Origin of the sequence: Rhodopila sp., from assembly GCF_965277165.1 — a bacterium.
GTDB lineage: Bacteria > Pseudomonadota > Alphaproteobacteria > Acetobacterales > Acetobacteraceae > Rhodopila.
In genome coordinates, this window is sequence record NZ_CBDICE010000005.1 from 938,147 (window position 1) to 954,466 (window position 16,320).

The following is a 16,320-nucleotide window of genomic DNA, read 5'->3' on the forward strand; positions in this document are numbered from 1 at the left end:
ATGGCTGCGGCCTGGCCTTGCACCGCGGGACCGCAGCCTCGTGACCGTCAGCGCGTTGATCGCATCGGGGCACGTCGCGCAGATCCCCTATCATCTCAATCGGGCGATGGATAACGGTCTCACGCAGGCCCAAGCTGGAGAAGTGGCCACACATCTTGCCTTTTACGCCGGCTGGCCCAACGTCTTTCGGCACTGCCAGGGAACGTTTCTACATTGTTGCTTTAGAGCATTGTCGGTCCTGACTGAATCGATAATGCTCCGCAACTCATTTTTCGAGAGGAGAATTCACGCTTTTGGCGATGCCACCAGAAGCGATCGCACGCTAAGAGGCGGCCTCTAATTCTTCCTCGGCGCTGAGCCATTCCGTCTCCGCCACGGCGGTTTCCCTGGCGATCACGGCAAGCCGAGCGTGGGCGGCGGCCATCTCCGCCGTCCGGCCGGGCGCATATAGCGCCGGATCGGCCAGCTTGGCCTCGATACGGGAGCGTTCGGCGGCCAGTAAACCCAAGCGCTTTTCGGCGTCCTGGGCCTTCTTGCGGATCGGCGCCAATGCGGCGCGGGCCTCGGCGCGCTCCCGCCGGTCGTCCTTGCGGGTCATGGCGTTGGCGCGGACGGCCGGACGTGCGCGCTCGACCAGCAAGCCGCGATAGTCGTCGAGGTCGCCATCGAATGGCTGCACGGAACCATCGGCCACCAGCCACAGCCGGTCCGCCACCAGATCGACAAGGTGAGGATCGTGGGTAATCAGCAGCACCGCACCCTGGAAGTCCGACAGCGCCTTTACCAGCGCGTCGCGCGCGTCGATATCCAGATGATTGGTCGGTTCGTCCAGGATCAACAACTGCGGCGCATCCCGTGTGGCCAGCGCCAGCAAGAGCCGAGCCTTTTCGCCGCCGGACAGGTTGACGACCGCGGTCTCGGCGCGGTCGGCATCCAAACCAAATCGGGCCAACTGCGCCCGTAGCTTGGCCGGCGGCGCGTTCGGGGCGAGACGAGCCATGTGCTCGATCGGGTTTTCCTCGGTGATGAGTTCGTCGGTCTGGTGCTGGGCGAAATATCCGACCTTCAGCTTGGGCCCGCGCCGCACCTCGCCGGACAGCGGCGCGAGACGCTCCGCCAGCAGTTTCGCCAGAGTGGATTTGCCGTTGCCGTTCGCCCCCAGCAAGGCGATTCGATCGTCCATATCGACCGTGAGCGAAACGTTGCCCAGGATCGTAGTGGGGCCGTAGCCGATATCCACCCGTTCCAGCGTCAGGATTGGCGGGGCGATACGCGCAGGTTCAGGAAAATTGAAGCGGGTTGGGGCATCCTCGATCACCGATTCGATCCGCGGCAGCCGTTCCAGCGCCTTGATCCGAGCCTGCGCCTGGCGCGCCTTGGACGCCTTGTAGCGGAAGCGATCGATGAACGACTGGATGTGCGCCCGCTCCGCCGTCACCCGTTCGGCGGCTCGGGCCTGCTGCATCGCGCGTTCGGTGCGAATGCGGACGAATTCGTCAAATCCGCCGGGCGTCAGGGAGATTTTGCCCTTGTCGAGATGCGCGATCGCTTCCACCGCTCGGTCGAGCAGGCCGCGATCATGCGAGACCACCAGCGCGGCACCGGGAAAGCGGGCCAGCCACGTCTCCAGCCACAGCGTCGCCTCCAGGTCCAGGTGGTTGGTCGGCTCATCCAGCAGCAACAGGTCGGGATTGGCGAACAGCGCCGTTGCCAGTGCCACGCGCATGCGCCAGCCGCCTGAGAATTCCGCCACCGGCCGACGTTGGGCAGCCTCATCGAACCCGAGACCTGCCAGGATGGTGGCGGCGCGGGCCGGCGCCGAGTCGGCGGCGATGGCAACCAGCCGGTCGTGGACCTCGGCCAATCGATGCGGGTCCGCGATGTCGGCCTCGGCCAACAGCCCCAGCCGTTCAGGGTCGCCCTGCAATACGGTTTCGAGCAACGACATCGGGCCGTCCGGCGCCTCTTGCCGCACCGTTGCCAGTCGGGCGCGCGGTGACAATCGGATTTCCCCGCCGTCGATCGCCAGATCGCCGGCGATAGCGCGCAACAGGGTCGACTTCCCGGCTCCATTGCGCCCGACCAGACCGATGCGCCGGCCTGGGTCGATCGTCAGGTCGGCACCATTGAGCAAGGTTCGCCCGCCCATGCGGATGACGGCACCAGAGATCAGCAGAAGCGACATGGGCGAGGTGTAGCGCGTGATCGCGCTGAGCGGAACGTCCGCGCTTACTGATTGGTGACCTCGATCATCGCGCGAACCTTGGGATAGACCTCGCGCGCCCAGCGCGACCCGCTGAACACCCCGTAATGCCCAACCCCGGTCTGCAGATGGTGGCGCTTCTGCCTTACCCCGCTGCACAGATCGAGCGCCGCCATCGTCTGGCCGATGGCGCAGATGTCGTCACGTTCTCCCTCCACCGTCAGCAGGGCGGTGCGGCGGATCGCCTCGGGGCGGACTTTCTGGCCGTGCCAGGTCAGCCTGCCCAGCGGCAGGTCGTGATCCTGAAATATCCGCTGGACCGTTTCGAGGTAGAATTCGGCCGGCAGGTCCATCACCGCGCCATACTCATGATAGAATTTGCGGTGCGCCTCGGCGGCCACCACGTCGCCGCAGGCCAGCGCGCGGAACTGCGCCAGATGCGCGTTGATATGGCGATCCAGGTTCATCGACACGAACGCCGATAGCTGCAGGAAGCCGGGATAGACCCTGCGAAACGCGCCTTTGTAGCGCCACGGGACCGAGTCGATCAGGTTCTTCTCGAACCACTCGATCGAGTGCGCTTTCGCCAGTTGGTTCACCTTGGTCGGGTTCTGCCTGGTGTCGATCGGGCCGGCCATCAACGTCAGGCTGCGCGGCTGGGCGCGGTTTCCCGCCTGGGCCATCACCGCGGTGGCGGCGAGTGCGGCGACCGCGGGCTGGCAGACCGCGATCAGGTGGCTGCCATTGCCGATCACCTCCATGAAGCGGATCAGGTGATCGACATATTCATCGAAGCCGAACACGCCGTCGGACAGCGGGGTGTCGCGGGCGTTCTTCCAGTCGGTGATGTAGACGTCGTGGTCGGGCAGAAGCACGGCGACGGTGCCGCGCAGCAAGGTGGCGAAATGGCCCGACATCGGCGCCGCCACCAGCACCCGAGGCTGCACGATGGCGGTGTCCTTGCGGAACCGCAGCAAGGTGCCGAACGGCGTGTCCAGGCGAGGCTCCTCGGTCACCGCGACCACGTCGTTGCCCATCCTGGTCGAGCTGAAGCCATAATCCGGCCGCTGGTGGGTCAGACCGCTATCGGCCAACATGGCGCACGCCGCGCCGAACTGGCGCAGCGGAGCGGGGGTGAACTCGCCGATATCCATCGCGCGTGCCAGCCCGGCACCAAAGCGGGCCATTTCGCGGGCCGGGTGCATCAGATCGGCCTGCGCCTGGTAGAGTTTGTAGATCATCGCCTGCTGCGTCACGCGGCCCCTGTCATCGGATCGTTATCTCGCTATCACAAAGGCTCGCCACACCGAGGGACAGGTTGCTATATTGCGACGCAACATGCCAGCACGCTCGGGGATTGTCACCATGGCAGGGGCCACGCTTCTGATAAGCAGCAAGAATTATTCCTCTTGGTCACTGAGAGGGTACCTGCTGTGCCGCCTGGCTGGACTGAAATTCGAGGAAAAGCTGGTTGATCCGGAGGACCCGGTGAACCGCAGGGAACTTTTGATGCAGTCGTCCTCGATCCGGGTGCCGGCGCTCATGCACAATGATGTGGCGATTTGGGACACGCTTGCCATAGCTGAGTATCTCAACGAAATGTTTCCCAAAGCCGGGATGCTGCCGGCGGAGCGTGACGCCCGAGCGCGCTGCCGGTCGATCTCGGGCGAGATGCACTCGGGGTTTGCCGCGCTGCGCGAGGCGTTGCCGATGAACCTGAAGCTATTTCGGCCTGGATTCGCGGTGTGGTCGGCGGTGCAGGCGGACATCGACCGGATCACCGAGATTTGGCGTGAATGCCTGAGCACCTGGAACGGGCCTTGGTTGTTCGGCGCCGATCCCACCATCGCCGATGCGATGTACGCCCCGGTCGCGACCCGCTTCCGAAGCTATGACGTGAAGATGCACGGTGCTTGCGAACGCTATTGTCAGCAGGTGCTCGCCTGGCCGGATATGAAGCAGTGGTTCGCCGCGGCGCAGAAGGAACCCGAACATATCGACGAACTGGATATCGAATTCTGATTGGGCGTTTGGCGGCAACGTTTCAGCGACCATGGGAGCCGAGGTCTAGCGAGCGCGGGGCGCTGCCCCGGACCCCGCCAAGGGGCGACGCCCCTTGGAACCATTGATGGGATTGGCGGGGCGCCGGCCCTTGGCGGGTCCACGGCAGCGCCGTAGGCTTGCTTCACTCGCCCGACAACTCTCGCCGACGGCGGTCGAGTTCGTCGCTGTAGCGGCGCAGGGCGTATTGTTCGGTCAGCAGACCGATGATGTGGCGGTCCTGGGTGCTGTCAACCACGACCAGGGCATCGCTTTCGGCGTTCTCGAACATCGCGACAGCTTCCTTGATCGTCATCTGCGGCAGCAGCACGATGTCGGCGTAGTGCACCAGATCGCCGACGGTGTGGTCGTCATCCTCATCGGCGTGCACTTCGGGCAGCAGGACGATGCCGGCGTAGCGGTCGTCATCGTCCAGCACGATCACGCGTTGCGCGACGCCCAGCGGGAAGTCGCGCTTGAACGCGCTGAGCGGGGTTTCGGCGCGGACCGTGCGCATTTCCCGTCGCATCATCCGCCCGACGGTCAGGTTGCGCATCCAGCCGATATCGACGGCGCTGCGGATCGCCTCGCCGCGCAGGTGGAAGCGCCAGGTGGCGAAGGAGTAGCCGAAGGTCCGCCGCACCGTCAGTGAGGACACCACGCACGCCGCCAGCACCGCCACCGTCATCGGCAGGCTGCCGGTTGCCTCCAGCGCCAGGAACCCCATGGTCAAGGGTCCGCCGATGACGGCCACCGCCAGCCCGCTCATGCCGACCAGGGCGCAGACCTCCTGCGGGATCGCGTGGGCGGCGCTCACCAGGGCCAGCGCGGTGGCGAAGGCTTTGCCCAGCAGCGCGCCGAGGAACAGCGAGGCGAAGAACAGGCCGCCGCGAAACCCCGACCCGATCGAGATGGCTGAAGCGGTCGCTTTCAACGCGACCAGCAGCACCACCCAGCGCAGTGGATCGTGCACCTCAAAAGTTTGTGCGATCGCGCCGTGGCCCGATGACAACACTGACGGCGTGACCAGCGCCAAGAGGCCAAGTGCCAGTCCGCCGATCGCGGGTCGCAGCCAGACCGGGACGCGGCTCCTGCGGAACAGTTCTTCGGTGAGGGTGACGCCGCGCATGATCGAAATGCCCAGCAACGCGCAAAGCATGCCAAGCGCCAGGATCGGGATGTAGTCGAGCGGATCGATATGCGCCGGGACCTGCGGCGTCAGATCGAAGATCGTGCCGCCAAGTGCGCGCACCACCGCCTGGGACACCAATGCGGCGACGGCGACCGGGGCGAAGGAGGCCAGGGTATATGTGCCGATCACCAGCTCGAAGGCGTAAAACGACCCGGTCAGCGGGGCGTTGAAGGCGCCGCTGATCGCTGCCGCCGCGCCGCATCCCACCAGCAGGCGCAGGTCGTTGCGGCGGACCCGGAACGCATGCCCCCAGCGCGAGGCGATGGCGGAGCCGATCTGGGTATAGCCGGCCTCGAGCCCGACCGAGGCGCCGACGCCGTTCGACACGATGGTCTGCAATACGACGATCAGGCTGCCGTTCATCGACATCCGCCCGCCGAACAATGCGTTGGCCTCGATCGGATCGACGCTGCGGCGTGGCCGCACCCGGGTGATCCCCAGCGTCAACAAGCCGAACGCCAAACCGCCGAGCGCTGGCACCAATACCTCGCGCAGCGGGTCGAGCGAGGCCATCGCGCTGAGCCGTTCGGTGTGGGAAATGTCGAACAGCGCCTGGTGCACGAGTTGGGTCGTCGCGGTCATCAGCCAGACCATGATACCGCCGGCGCAGCCGACGAACGCCGCCAACACGACCAGCCAGATTTCATCGGCGCGAACCAGCGCCCGCAGCACCTGCGGCGCATGCATGACCGCGGACCCGATCGGGCGGCGCGCGCGGCGCGACTGGGCGGCTGTTTCGACTGTATCGTCCGGGCTGGTGGACGTGGTACCTCCGGCGAGGCGAACGCCATCCGCGTCCGCTAAGGTCGAATCGCCGTGCAGTGTCGGCATTGGCAGCGCCCAGCCGGGATAAAGGAGGAAACCGGAGACGGTTGTGGAACCGGACCCGCCGCAGCGCAACAATTCATCCTCTGATTAGAGCATCACTGTGGTAAAATTATCGGTCAGTCGAATTGTTTTCGCGATCGGCCTTGGTGGCGGCAAGATCGTCCTCGATGAAGGCGCGGATGACGTCGAGCACCGGTTCATGCGCGGAGAAGCCGAGGGTGCGCGCACGCAGCGCCTCGAACGCCGGCGGCCAGGTGGAGACGATGGCGGCGATGGTCTGGTCGCCGACACGCTTGACATGGGCCGACGCGCCCGGCGCGACCTGGTCGAGCGCCTGCAACAGATGGGCGACCGTGGTGCTGATGCCGGGCGGATCGATGCTGCGGTCCAGTCCCATCGGCCCGGTGTCCATCGCCGCGGCGTGCAGCAGCCAGTCCACGGCTCGGCGCGGGCTGCAGACCCAGACGCCGAAGTCGTCCCCGACCGGCAGTTCGGTATCGAGGCCGAGCAGCGGCTCCCGCACGATGGCGGAGAAGAACGAGCTCGCGGCTTTGTTCGGCCGACCCGGGCGCACGATTACGGTCGGCAGCCGCAGCGTGACGCCATCGAGAAAGCCGCGGCGCGAGGCGTCCGCCAGGATCAGCTCGGCCGCCGCCTTCTGCGCGCCGTAGCTGTTGGCGGGGATCTGGCGGGTGTTGTCGGGCAGGGTGGTGTTCTGGTTGGCGCTGAAACTTGCCACCGAACTGGTGAACACGACCCTGGGCCGGGTGCCCAATGCGCGGCAGCGATCGATCACGGCGTCGGTGCCGCGGAGGTTGACCCGACGGCCGAGGTCGTAATCCGCCTCGGCCTGGGCACTGACCACGGCGGCGAGATGGAACACCACATCGGTGCCTTGCGGTATCGCGCTGTCGGGCAAGGCGACGAGGTCGCCGGCCACGGCCTGGATCGGGAACGGCGCATCGGGCTTCGGCGGCTGGGTGATGTCGAACAGGGTCAGCGCGGCGACCGGTTGGCCGGCCAGCGAGCCATCCCGCGCAAGCTGCGCCGCGATCTTGCGGCCGAGGAAGCCGCCGCCGCCCAGAATTGAGACCTTCATCGTTCGACTCTCCTGTCGGCGGGATTGGTCATTTGCCGTGTTCGGCCAACGCGACGGCACTATCGATTCAGGTTGAACCGACAGGCCCTGCAACTGACTGGTCGCGAGGGCAACTCAGCCGGGTGCGCAGAGGAATGGCGGGGCGGTATTCGGCCCGGTCATGAAGCCGCCGATGGGGTCGGGATCGAGACATCACACATGACAGAAACATCGCGTCCCGGCGAGCTGACGCTGGCCGGGGTGAGAGATCGCTTGAAAGCAGACGAAGGGCAGCGGATTGCTGCCCCCCAGGCTGTCAGCCCTTCATGCTTTCCGGCACTTTTCCACCGTTTTCCGCGAGCTTCTGCATGACGGCCTTGTGCAGCGCGATGTTCTGTTCGGCGGTGCCGTCGGCGCCGGCGTGGACATTCAACTCGCTGCCCAGTTCCTTGCGGGCGGTGAGGCTGGAATCGAGGTTGAGCAGCTTCAGCAGATCGACGATCGAGGTCTGCCAGTTGCCGCCGCCGCCCGCCTGGGCAGCTTTCTGCGTCAGCACGTCCCCGACATCGACCGCGGACGGCGATGCTGCAGAGCCGGTCGCCGCGGTGGCCGCGGCAGGCGCGGCGGCGGGTGTGGCTGAAGTGGCGGCTGGCGTCGCTGCCTCCGCCGAATGGAAGATTTTCTCCATGATTGAACCGAATATGCTCATTACCGTTCCCCTATGAGTGATCTCAAGTAGAGCGCTTCATCTGGCCAGCGGTTGCCCCGAAGGACAGCGGTTTACTGGCCTTCGCCTAACGTGAGCCTTGCCGGTAGGTGCAACAGATCGGGCGGCGGCGGCCGATACTGACCGGTAAAGTGGAATTTAGGCCGGGCACAGACTTTGCCTAGGGTGGCTTTGATGACGTTTTCGGCCTCGACGGGCGGTCGCCGCCCCGGTCAGGCGTAGGCGGTGCGCGAACGGGTCAGTGCGCTGACCACCGCGAGGGCGATCAGGTTTAGGATCAGGGCGACGACGCCGATGTTGAGGTCTTTCAACGCTTCGGGCAGTGCCGGGAACAGTGCACCGATACTGGTGTGAGCGAGGGATGTGATGGCGACGGCGGCGACGCCGGTGCAGATGCCGGCGAATGCGCCCTCACGCGTCACCGGATTGCGCGGCAGCAGGCTGGCGATCAGGGTTGGAAACAGTTGAGTGACGAAACTGTAACCCATCAACAGCAACGAAACGATCGTGCTGCCGCCGCGCAGGGTGAAGATCACCGATACCAGGGCGACGACCGGAACCAGCAGCCTGGCCAGACGCGAGACGGTCTGGTCGGTGGCCTGCGGGCGGGCAAATCGGAAGATGTTGTTTGCCAGCAGCGTCGCGGCGGCGATCAGGATCATCGAGCCCGGCACCAGCGCGGTCAGTACACCGGCCGCGCCGATCACGCCGACAAACCAGGGATCGAAGGTCTGCACCGACAGGCGTAGCAGTGACAGGTCGATCTGCGGCCCCTTGAGCCCCGGTACTTTCAGGATCGCGGCGAAGCCGACGAAGAACACGAACAGCAGGATCAACTGGTAGAGCGGCATCATGATGGCGTTGCGGCGAAACACGCCTTCTTCTTTCGCGGTGAACAATGAACCGAACGAGTGCGGCCACATGTAGAAACCCAGCGCGGTGAGCAGGACAGTCGAGTCGAACCAGGCGACGCTCTCGCCCTTGGCCGGTAATGCCAGGAAGTTGGGTTTGGCTGCCTGAATGGCGTCGAACATCGCGTTGTAGCTGCCGTAATAGTGCAGCGGCAGATAGATGCCGAGGAACAGCACGACCGCGAGGATCAGCGTGTCCTTGACCACCGCGGTCCAGGCCGATCCGCGGACGCCGGAGACCATGACGTAGACGGTGACGACGACGGCACCGATCCAGATCGCCAGGGTCTTGGAAATCGCTCCGTAGCCGGCCGCGTCGACGATGATCCCGAGGCCCTTGAATTGCAGCACGAGGTAGGGGATCAGCGCGACGATGCCGACCAGGGCGACCAGAACGCCTAGTGCCGGACTGTCATATTTATGGGCGAAGAAGTCGGGCTGAGTGATCAGCCGGTGTTGCTTGGCATATCGCCAGAGGATCGGCAGCAGCCAATAGGAGATCACGTAGGCCAGGCAGCCGTAGCAAAGGATATACAACACCGGGCCGCCGTGGCCGTAGGCGTAGCCGCTGCCGCCCAGGAAGGTGAAGGTGGTGTAGATCTCGCCCGCCATCAACACGAAGACCAGAATGGTGCCGAAACCGCGGCCGCCGACGGTCCACTGCTCGAGGTCCATGTCCTTGCCGCGGCGGGCAAGTAAACCGAGGCACAGAACACCGGCGATGGTCGCCGCGATGATGAGCAGCGCGGCGCTCATTGGCGGTGATCCGTGCTGTCGCGGTTGGCGGGGTCAAACAAATAGATGATCGCCATAATGACGGAGGTAAGGACAATCCAGTAGACGATCCAGGTCAGGATCAGCGGCATGCCAAGCACCAGCGGCTCGACCCGGTTGAGCAAGGGGACGCCGACCAGGATGCCGAGGAAGGGCAATACGGCCAGATATTTAAGCAACCCCATTGCTACTCCTGCAACAAATGAAATGAGCCCGCTTCGGCAGTGGTCGCGACTGCGGTGGGGTGATTAAAGCGCGGCATCGCGCCGGCGGCAAATCGCACGGATGGTTTTGGCGGTGGTACGGCTTCTGCCGATGCGAGCAGGTGAAACCGGATCGAGCGTCGCATGTTACACGTTGATCCGCCGGAGCGAAAGCAGATGGTCGACAACAAGAAATCTGACGCCAAACCAGCAACGGCCGACGCCAAGCCGCCGAACGATACTGATGCGAAAGAACGCGTGACCCGACGGCGGCAAGGCACCGAAAAGGTCGCTTCCGAAGCGGACGAGACAGCCCAACTCGGCGATGAGCTTGGAGGTCCCGCCTAACGTCTTGATCAGTCGCGCGCGCGCTTTGGGAATTGCATGCAGATCAGGTCGGCACCGCCGGTACCGGCGGTCAGGCGGGCGGCGGTGTCATCGGGGGCCACGAAAACGCAGGACTGGACAGGCAGCAACGCACCTCCGCTGACCGCCGCGGACCCGGCCGTCACCAGCCAGAACTGGCCACCACCGGTGGATGGATCGGGGCCGCTGATCGAGCCGCTGGCTGGCACGGTGTAACGCCAGGTTCCGAGACCGTCGGCGGCCTCGGCAATGACGGCATCGCCGGACGGCGCGGACAGGGCAGCGAGTTCGCGCATGCTCAGCGGTGGAAGCGGACCACAGGTGGCCTCACGGTGCTGATATCTGGCGCGGGCCTCGCGCAGCTGGCGGCGATGTTCGGGCATGTAGCGCGCGCCCGGGTCCCAGGCATTGCGCAGGGTAAACCAGGACACGCCGTCCTGGGCCGCGACGATCGGGCCGTAGGCGGAGTAGGCATCGGTGTAATGCACGGCGACGATGGCGACATCGTGCACGCCGAGACGGCCAGAGCCCTGCACGATCACCTGGTATTGGTCGGCCTGATGGAAGTGCGGATGAACGACCGCTCCGGCTTGCTTCTCCACCAGGAAGGCCATCGGGTAGAGACCGTCCGATGACGGCGCGGGCTCACCGGCCTGCAAGGTGTTGCGATTCTTGCCGATGAAGGGGGTATTCCAGCCATTCGGAGTACGTCGCCGGCTGGTCTGGTGGGCGACCGAGCTATCCGCGGTTAGAACCATGGTATGGTCTCCTTCTGAGAAGCAGTGTAACCGCGATCTGATCAGGTGCCAACTTTGTGGTATTGAGTGTTAGCCCCAAGTAGGAATGTCCCCTCCGTCCAAAGTTAGAATGTCCCCTTTTGCGCATGCTTGGGGACGCAATGGCCGAGACGGGGTTGTGGATGACGCAGGCGGAGCGCGATCGCGCCTATTGGGTGCGCCAGTCGATCGAATGTCGGTTGGGCCAGGCTGAAGCAGCGGAGCGCGTTGGCCTCAGTGTCCGCCAATTCAAGCGCTTGGTGCGTAAGGCGAAGACTGAGGGCGACGCGGGTCTGGTTTCGCATCAGCGCGGCCGGCCATCGAACAACCGGATGTCGGCGGCGCTGCGCGGTCGTATCGCGACGCTGCTGAGGGACAAATACCCCGACTTCGGCGCGACGCTGGCGGCGGAGAAGCTGCTGGAGTTGGACGGGATCGTCGTTTCGGCAGAGACGATCCGCCAGATGCAGATCGGCCTTGGCCTGTGGCGGCCCAAGCGCCGCCGGGCCAGGCGGGTGTTTCAGCTCCGCCAGCGGCGTCCGCGGTTTGGCGAGTTGATCCAGATCGACGGCAGTGCGCACCACTGGTTCGAGCGGCGCGGGCCGCGCTGTGCGCTGATCGTGTTCATCGACGACGCCAGCGGCCGGCTGACCGCGCTACGCTTCGCCCCGGCGGAGACGACGGCGGCCTATCTGGCGGCGCTGCGCGGCCACGTGCTGGACCATGGCCGGCCGCTGGCGTTCTACTCCGACCGGCACGGCATCTTCCGGATCAACGCTAAGGACGCCACGAGCGGCGACGGCAAGACCGAGTTCGGACGGGTGGCGGATCGGCTTGGGATCGAGCCGATCCATGCGCTGACCCCGCAGGCCAAGGGTCGTGTCGAGCGCGCCAACCAGACCCTGCAGGACCGGCTGGTCAAGGAGATGCGTTTGGCCGGCATTGGCTCGATCGAGGCGGCGAATGGCTTCGCGCCGGCGTTCATGGCGCGCTTCAACGCAAAGTTTGCGGTGCCGCCGCGCGACCCGGCTTCGGCGCACCGGCCGTGGACGAAGACCGCGCAAGCGTTGGACGACGAACTGGCACGGCGCGAGCAGCGGGTGCTGTCGAAGGCGCTGACCTTCCGCTCCGGCGGGACGATGTATTGCGTCAAGACACCCGGGCCTGGCACCGCGCTGCGCGGCGCGAAGGTGACGCTGCATCACTTTCCCGACGGTGCGCTGAGGGTGCATTACAAAGACCGGATCCTGCCGGTAACGGCCTATGCCCGCTATGCCATGCCCGCCCCGGCGGTGGACGGCAAGACCATCGATGCCCGGATCGACGCAATGATCGCTGCGCGGCACATCCCCAACGCCGCGGTTGAAACCGTCCCGGGGTGAGTACAGCCCGCGTAACAGCCGCCGCAGCCGTGGATAAGTGGCCCGCTTGCGCCCGATTCTGAACGATCACTCCAGCGGGCCACTTACCCACCGCTCCAACACCGCGATTGGACTAACGCTTGACCGGTGCCCACCCCCCGCCCAGCCCACAGGGGACATTTTAACTTTGGGGAGTCAGGGGACATCTCTACTTTGCATTGACACTTTGTGGTATTGAGCATTGTGGTATTGCGCACCGGGTTCGACCCAGTGTCCCGAGTCCGAAGTTCGCCATATCAGGATAACATCAGCCTCGGGACACTCGCTATTTGCTTTAAGCGGCCTGCCGATCCCATTCGTCCGCCGCGAAGTGCTGCGAGCTTCTGGGGCAGGACCCGATCCAGGAGACGGCGCCCGTGACGTATTCCCCCTTCGATCTGACCGGCAAGGTTGCCCTGGTCACCGGCGGCAACAGCGGCATCGGGCTGGGGATGGCCCTGGCGATGGCTCAGGCCGGCGCCGACATCGCTATCTGGGGCACCAACGCGGCGAAAAACGCGGCGGCGGTGGCGAGCCTGCGGGAGACGGGTCGCAGGGTTGTCGGGCTGGAATGTGACGTTGGCGACGAGGCGGCGGTGGAGGCCGCGTTTGCCCGCACCGTGGAGACCCTTGGCGCGGTGGATGGGTGCTTTGCCAATGCCGGCGTGTCGGGCCGGGGCGGGCACAGCTTCCTGGAGATGACCAGTGCCGAATGGCACCGCGTCACCAGGGTCAACCTGGACGGGGCGTTCCACACATTCCGAGCGGCGGCACGGCACATGGTGCAGCGAGGCGGCGGCGGGGTGCTGGTCGGTACTGCGTCCTTGGCGGCGATCGAGGCGGCGCCGCGCAGCGAGCACTACGCCGCGACGAAGGGCGGCATGATCTCGATGGTGAAGGCGCTGGCGGTCGAGTTCGCCAGGCATGGGGTGCGGGCGCACTCGATCCTGCCGGGCTGGATCGAGACGGACATGACGGCGAACGCGGTGCGGACGGAGGGGTTCAAGACCAAGGTGCTACCGCGGGTGCCGATGCGGCGGTGGGGCGAGGGGGCTGATTTCGGCGGCATCGCGGTCTATCTGATGAGTTCGGCGTCGAAATATCATACCGGCGATACATTTATCATCGATGGCGGATATTCGTTGTTTTATCGTTTCATTGCTTGTTTGCCAGGGGCGACAGGGCGTAAGCTGCTTCGACCAGGGCGACGGCGGCGGCGTTGTCGGACAGGTCGGCGATCGGCTTTTTCCCGTCTTGCAGGCGTTGCAGCGTATCGCGGACGAAGGTCGGGTAGAAATGCACGTTGGTCAGCTTGATCGCGCGGGTCCTGCGCTGGCGGTCATTGGTGATGATTTCCAGGGTCTGGTCATCCCGGGCGGCGAAGTAATGATTCTGAGTTCGGATCGAATAGTGCAGGTCGAACACCGAATTGGGCGCCGGGTAAAGGTAGCCACGCCGAGATTGAGCAGCGCGCCGCCGCCGGAGGCTTTGCGGTCGATCACCCAGTCGACCTGCTGCTGTCGATAGCGGTCCACCATGCCACCGATGAACTTGAACATGCAATACTGCACCGATTCGTTGTTTGACCGGATGATTTCGATCATCGGGCTGTAGCGGATTACATAGGGCACCGCCGCGAACACGCCCGCAACAGCGGCTCGGTTGGCGATGTCGGATGCCTCGGCGGCGTTGATGGCGCAGGGTTTCTCCATGGCGAACGCAATCCGCTGATCGATCAGGAAGCGTGCGAGGTCCGCCATTTCGCAGTGGCGAGCAAGGGCGAAGGCGAAATCGGGGCGCAGGGCGGCGCACATCTCGCGGTAGTCGGTGAACGGCTTGCATCCGGCCTTGGCGGCGGCGGGTTCGGCGCGGGCCAGGATCGGGTCGCTGACGCCGACGATGGTGACGTCGGGAAGCGACAGGCAGGGGTCGAGGAAGAACGGCGTGTGCCAATGCGACACGCCGATCAGGACCACGCGCATGATGTTCCCCCCTTTCGCGACAGTCTTCCCTGGCGCATCGTCGGGGTTGATGCAAGCCAAGGGGACGGCGGATGATTACTCTATCGGAGAACTTCCGTGCGCTGTTCTACGCGCCATTCTATGCGGCGTATGCAATGGGTTGCTATGCGCAACAGGGCGTGGAGGTCGATTTCCGGCCGTCGTCGGATCCCAATCGCACGGCGGCGGCGCTGCGTTCCGGCGAGGTCGAAGTGATGTGGGGCGGCCCACTTCGGGTGCTGTTGACGCATGACGCCGATCCGTCGTCGGACCTGGTGTGTTTCTGCGACGTGGTGGCCAGGGACCCGTTCCTGGTGATCGGGCGCGAGAAGCGGGCGTCGTTCCGTCCTGGCGATCTGACCGATGTGCGGATGGGAACGGTGTCGGAGGTGCCGACGCCGTGGTTGTGTCTGCAGGACGACATTCGCCGTGATGGCGCCGACCCCGGATCGGTGGATCGGATCACCGACGCGACGATGGCGGCGAATGCGGCGGCGCTGCGTGACGGAAGGCTGGACGCGGTGCAGGTTTTCCAACCTTACGCCGAGGAGTTGCTGGCCTCGGGGGCAGGGCATCTGTGGTATGCGGCGGCTGATCGCGGGCTGACGGCCTATACCACCCTGGTGACGCGGCGGTCCGTGTTGGCGCGCAAGCGAGCGGAATTGCTGGGAATGGTGCGGGCGCTCGATCGGTCGCTGCGCTGGATCCGGGCGACGCCGGGAGAGGAGATCCAGCGTGTGCTGGCCGGGTTTTTTCCGGACGTGCCGGCGGCGATCTTCGCCGCGGCGATCGATCGGTATCGCGGGCTGGAACTGTATGGGCCCGATCCGGTCACCCGGCACCAGGGCTTTGATCGGCTTGCCGCGGCGATGCGTTCGGGCGGCGCGTTGAAGCGGGAGGTGGCGTTCGAGGCGTGCGTCGATAACAGCCTGGCCGAGCAGGTGGTGGCGGAAGGGGGCGACGGTGGAGGTTGTTAGCCGCGACGGGTTTCGCGTTCCTCGGCTGGGGCTGGGCACCTATCGGATGACCGGGGCGGGTTGCCAGGGCGCGGTGGAATCGGCCCTTGGCCTGGGATATCGACACATCGACACGGCGCAGATGTACGGCAACCAGGATGCGGTCGGGGCTGGGCTGGCGGCATCCGGCGTGGCGCGCGCCGAGGTCCATCTGACCAGCAAGTGCCACCACGAGATCCAGACGCCGGATCGGATCCGGGCCGCCTGTGCCGAGAGCCTGCGACTGCTGCGGACCGATTACCTCGATCTCTATCTGTTGCATTGGCCTCGACCGGGTTCGGATTTGCCTGCGGCGCTGGAGACAATGATGGCGCTACGCGCGGCCGGGATGGTTCGCCAGATCGGGCTGGCCAATGGCACGGTGGCGCATCTGCGTCAGGCGATCGACGAGGTTCGGGCGCCGATCGTCTGCAACCAGATCGAGTATCACGTGCTGATCGACCAGACGCCGGTCTTGAGCTGGATGCGAGGGCACGGGGTCGTGGTGGTGGCGCATGTGCCGCTGGCCCAGGGGCGGCTGGCGGAGCACGCGGCGCTGGCGGCGATTGGACGCCGTTATGACGCCGACGCCGCGCAGGTGGCGCTGGCGTGGTTGCTGGACCAGCCGGACGTGGCGGTGATTCCGAAAGCCGCGCGGCCGGGGAGTCAAGTCGCCAATCTGGAGGCGATGCGGGTGCGTCTGGATGATTTCGACCGTGCCGCGATCGCCGCCTTGCCGAAGACGCTGCGCTGCGTGAACCCGCCGTTCGCGCCGATGTGGGATGCGGCCGGCTAGACCACTTTTCAGCAGGGGGTGATCAGGTGAT

The 16,320-nt window shown here is 65.3% G+C and carries 16 protein-coding genes; 7 read left to right on the forward strand and 9 right to left on the reverse strand.

Features of this window, described 5'->3' with window-relative positions; translation table 11 throughout:
- Positions 1 to 4: 4 nt before the first annotated feature.
- Positions 5 to 340: a carboxymuconolactone decarboxylase family protein gene (locus ACQY4Y_RS05060; protein WP_428490738.1), complete on the forward strand. Its 336-nt coding sequence runs from the start codon at positions 5 to 7 to the stop codon at positions 338 to 340.
- Here ACQY4Y_RS05060 and ACQY4Y_RS05065 read toward each other — a convergent pair.
- Together ACQY4Y_RS05065 and ACQY4Y_RS05070 are read right to left on the reverse strand one after the other, a co-directional pair.
- A complete protein-coding gene (locus ACQY4Y_RS05065) occupies positions 323 to 2,185 on the reverse strand; it encodes an ABC-F family ATP-binding cassette domain-containing protein (RefSeq protein WP_428489461.1) in 1,863 nt (620 codons plus the stop codon). The genes ACQY4Y_RS05060 and ACQY4Y_RS05065 overlap by 18 nt on opposite strands.
- A gap of 44 nt (positions 2,186 to 2,229) precedes the next feature.
- Positions 2,230 to 3,459 (reverse strand): polyhydroxyalkanoate depolymerase, encoded by a 1,230-nt coding sequence (locus tag ACQY4Y_RS05070; RefSeq protein ID WP_428489462.1) that lies wholly within the window; start codon positions 3,457 to 3,459, stop codon positions 2,230 to 2,232.
- A gap of 109 nt (positions 3,460 to 3,568) precedes the next feature.
- Here ACQY4Y_RS05070 and ACQY4Y_RS05075 point away from each other — a divergent pair, with 109 nt between their 5' ends.
- Complete coding sequence (locus ACQY4Y_RS05075; protein ID WP_428489463.1) at positions 3,569 to 4,225, forward strand: glutathione S-transferase family protein; 657 nt, start codon at positions 3,569 to 3,571, stop codon at positions 4,223 to 4,225.
- 163 nt (positions 4,226 to 4,388) lie between these two features.
- On the opposite strand, the gene ACQY4Y_RS05080 is transcribed toward ACQY4Y_RS05075, so the two are convergent.
- The 5 genes from ACQY4Y_RS05080 to ACQY4Y_RS05100 form a co-directional block, all read right to left on the reverse strand.
- Positions 4,389 to 6,266 (reverse strand): chloride channel protein, encoded by a 1,878-nt coding sequence (locus ACQY4Y_RS05080; protein ID WP_428489464.1) that lies wholly within the window; start codon positions 6,264 to 6,266, stop codon positions 4,389 to 4,391.
- A 106-nt stretch (positions 6,267 to 6,372) separates the two neighbouring features.
- Positions 6,373 to 7,362, reverse strand: coding sequence for a D-erythronate dehydrogenase (gene denD, locus ACQY4Y_RS05085; protein ID WP_428489465.1), 990 nt, complete (start codon positions 7,360 to 7,362; stop codon positions 6,373 to 6,375).
- Positions 7,363 to 7,657: 295 nt separating this feature from the next.
- Positions 7,658 to 8,050 (reverse strand): DUF3597 domain-containing protein, encoded by a 393-nt coding sequence (locus ACQY4Y_RS05090; RefSeq protein ID WP_428489466.1) that lies wholly within the window; start codon positions 8,048 to 8,050, stop codon positions 7,658 to 7,660.
- 230 nt (positions 8,051 to 8,280) lie between these two features.
- Positions 8,281 to 9,735, reverse strand: coding sequence for a sodium:solute symporter family protein (locus tag ACQY4Y_RS05095; protein WP_428489467.1), 1,455 nt, complete (start codon positions 9,733 to 9,735; stop codon positions 8,281 to 8,283).
- The gene (locus ACQY4Y_RS05100) at positions 9,732 to 9,938 is read right to left on the reverse strand and encodes a DUF3311 domain-containing protein (RefSeq protein WP_428489468.1); all 207 of its coding nucleotides are present in this window, start codon (positions 9,936 to 9,938) and stop codon (positions 9,732 to 9,734) included. The genes ACQY4Y_RS05095 and ACQY4Y_RS05100 overlap by 4 nt, the downstream gene beginning before the upstream one ends.
- A 195-nt stretch (positions 9,939 to 10,133) precedes the next feature.
- Between ACQY4Y_RS05100 and ACQY4Y_RS05105 the strand changes: the two genes are divergently transcribed.
- On the forward strand, positions 10,134 to 10,304 hold the full coding sequence (locus ACQY4Y_RS05105; protein WP_428489469.1) for a hypothetical protein: 171 nt from the start codon (positions 10,134 to 10,136) through the stop codon (positions 10,302 to 10,304).
- Between the two features lie 8 nt (positions 10,305 to 10,312).
- On the opposite strand, the gene ACQY4Y_RS05110 is transcribed toward ACQY4Y_RS05105, so the two are convergent.
- A complete protein-coding gene (locus tag ACQY4Y_RS05110; protein ID WP_428489470.1) occupies positions 10,313 to 11,080 on the reverse strand; it encodes a hypothetical protein in 768 nt (255 codons plus the stop codon).
- A gap of 125 nt (positions 11,081 to 11,205) precedes the next feature.
- On the opposite strand from ACQY4Y_RS05110, the gene ACQY4Y_RS05115 reads away from it, so the two are divergent.
- Together ACQY4Y_RS05115 and ACQY4Y_RS05120 are read left to right on the forward strand one after the other, a co-directional pair.
- A complete protein-coding gene (locus ACQY4Y_RS05115) occupies positions 11,206 to 12,480 on the forward strand; it encodes an ISNCY family transposase (RefSeq protein WP_428489471.1) in 1,275 nt (424 codons plus the stop codon).
- A gap of 395 nt (positions 12,481 to 12,875) precedes the next feature.
- Complete coding sequence (locus ACQY4Y_RS05120) at positions 12,876 to 13,814, forward strand: SDR family NAD(P)-dependent oxidoreductase (protein WP_428489472.1); 939 nt, start codon at positions 12,876 to 12,878, stop codon at positions 13,812 to 13,814.
- Here the strand turns inward: ACQY4Y_RS05120 and ACQY4Y_RS05125 are convergent.
- Entirely contained in the window at positions 13,806 to 14,480 is a 675-nt protein-coding gene (locus ACQY4Y_RS05125; RefSeq protein WP_428489473.1) for a Gfo/Idh/MocA family oxidoreductase, read from the reverse strand. The genes ACQY4Y_RS05120 and ACQY4Y_RS05125 overlap by 9 nt on opposite strands.
- A 71-nt stretch (positions 14,481 to 14,551) precedes the next feature.
- On the opposite strand from ACQY4Y_RS05125, the gene ACQY4Y_RS05130 reads away from it, so the two are divergent.
- Positions 14,552 to 15,475, forward strand: a complete 924-nt coding sequence (locus tag ACQY4Y_RS05130; RefSeq protein ID WP_428489474.1) for an ABC transporter substrate-binding protein — start codon at positions 14,552 to 14,554, stop codon at positions 15,473 to 15,475.
- Positions 15,462 to 16,289: an aldo/keto reductase gene (locus tag ACQY4Y_RS05135; protein ID WP_428489475.1), complete on the forward strand. Its 828-nt coding sequence runs from the start codon at positions 15,462 to 15,464 to the stop codon at positions 16,287 to 16,289. Before ACQY4Y_RS05130 ends, ACQY4Y_RS05135 begins: the two co-directional genes overlap by 14 nt.
- The last annotated feature ends 31 nt before the right edge of the window (positions 16,290 to 16,320 follow it).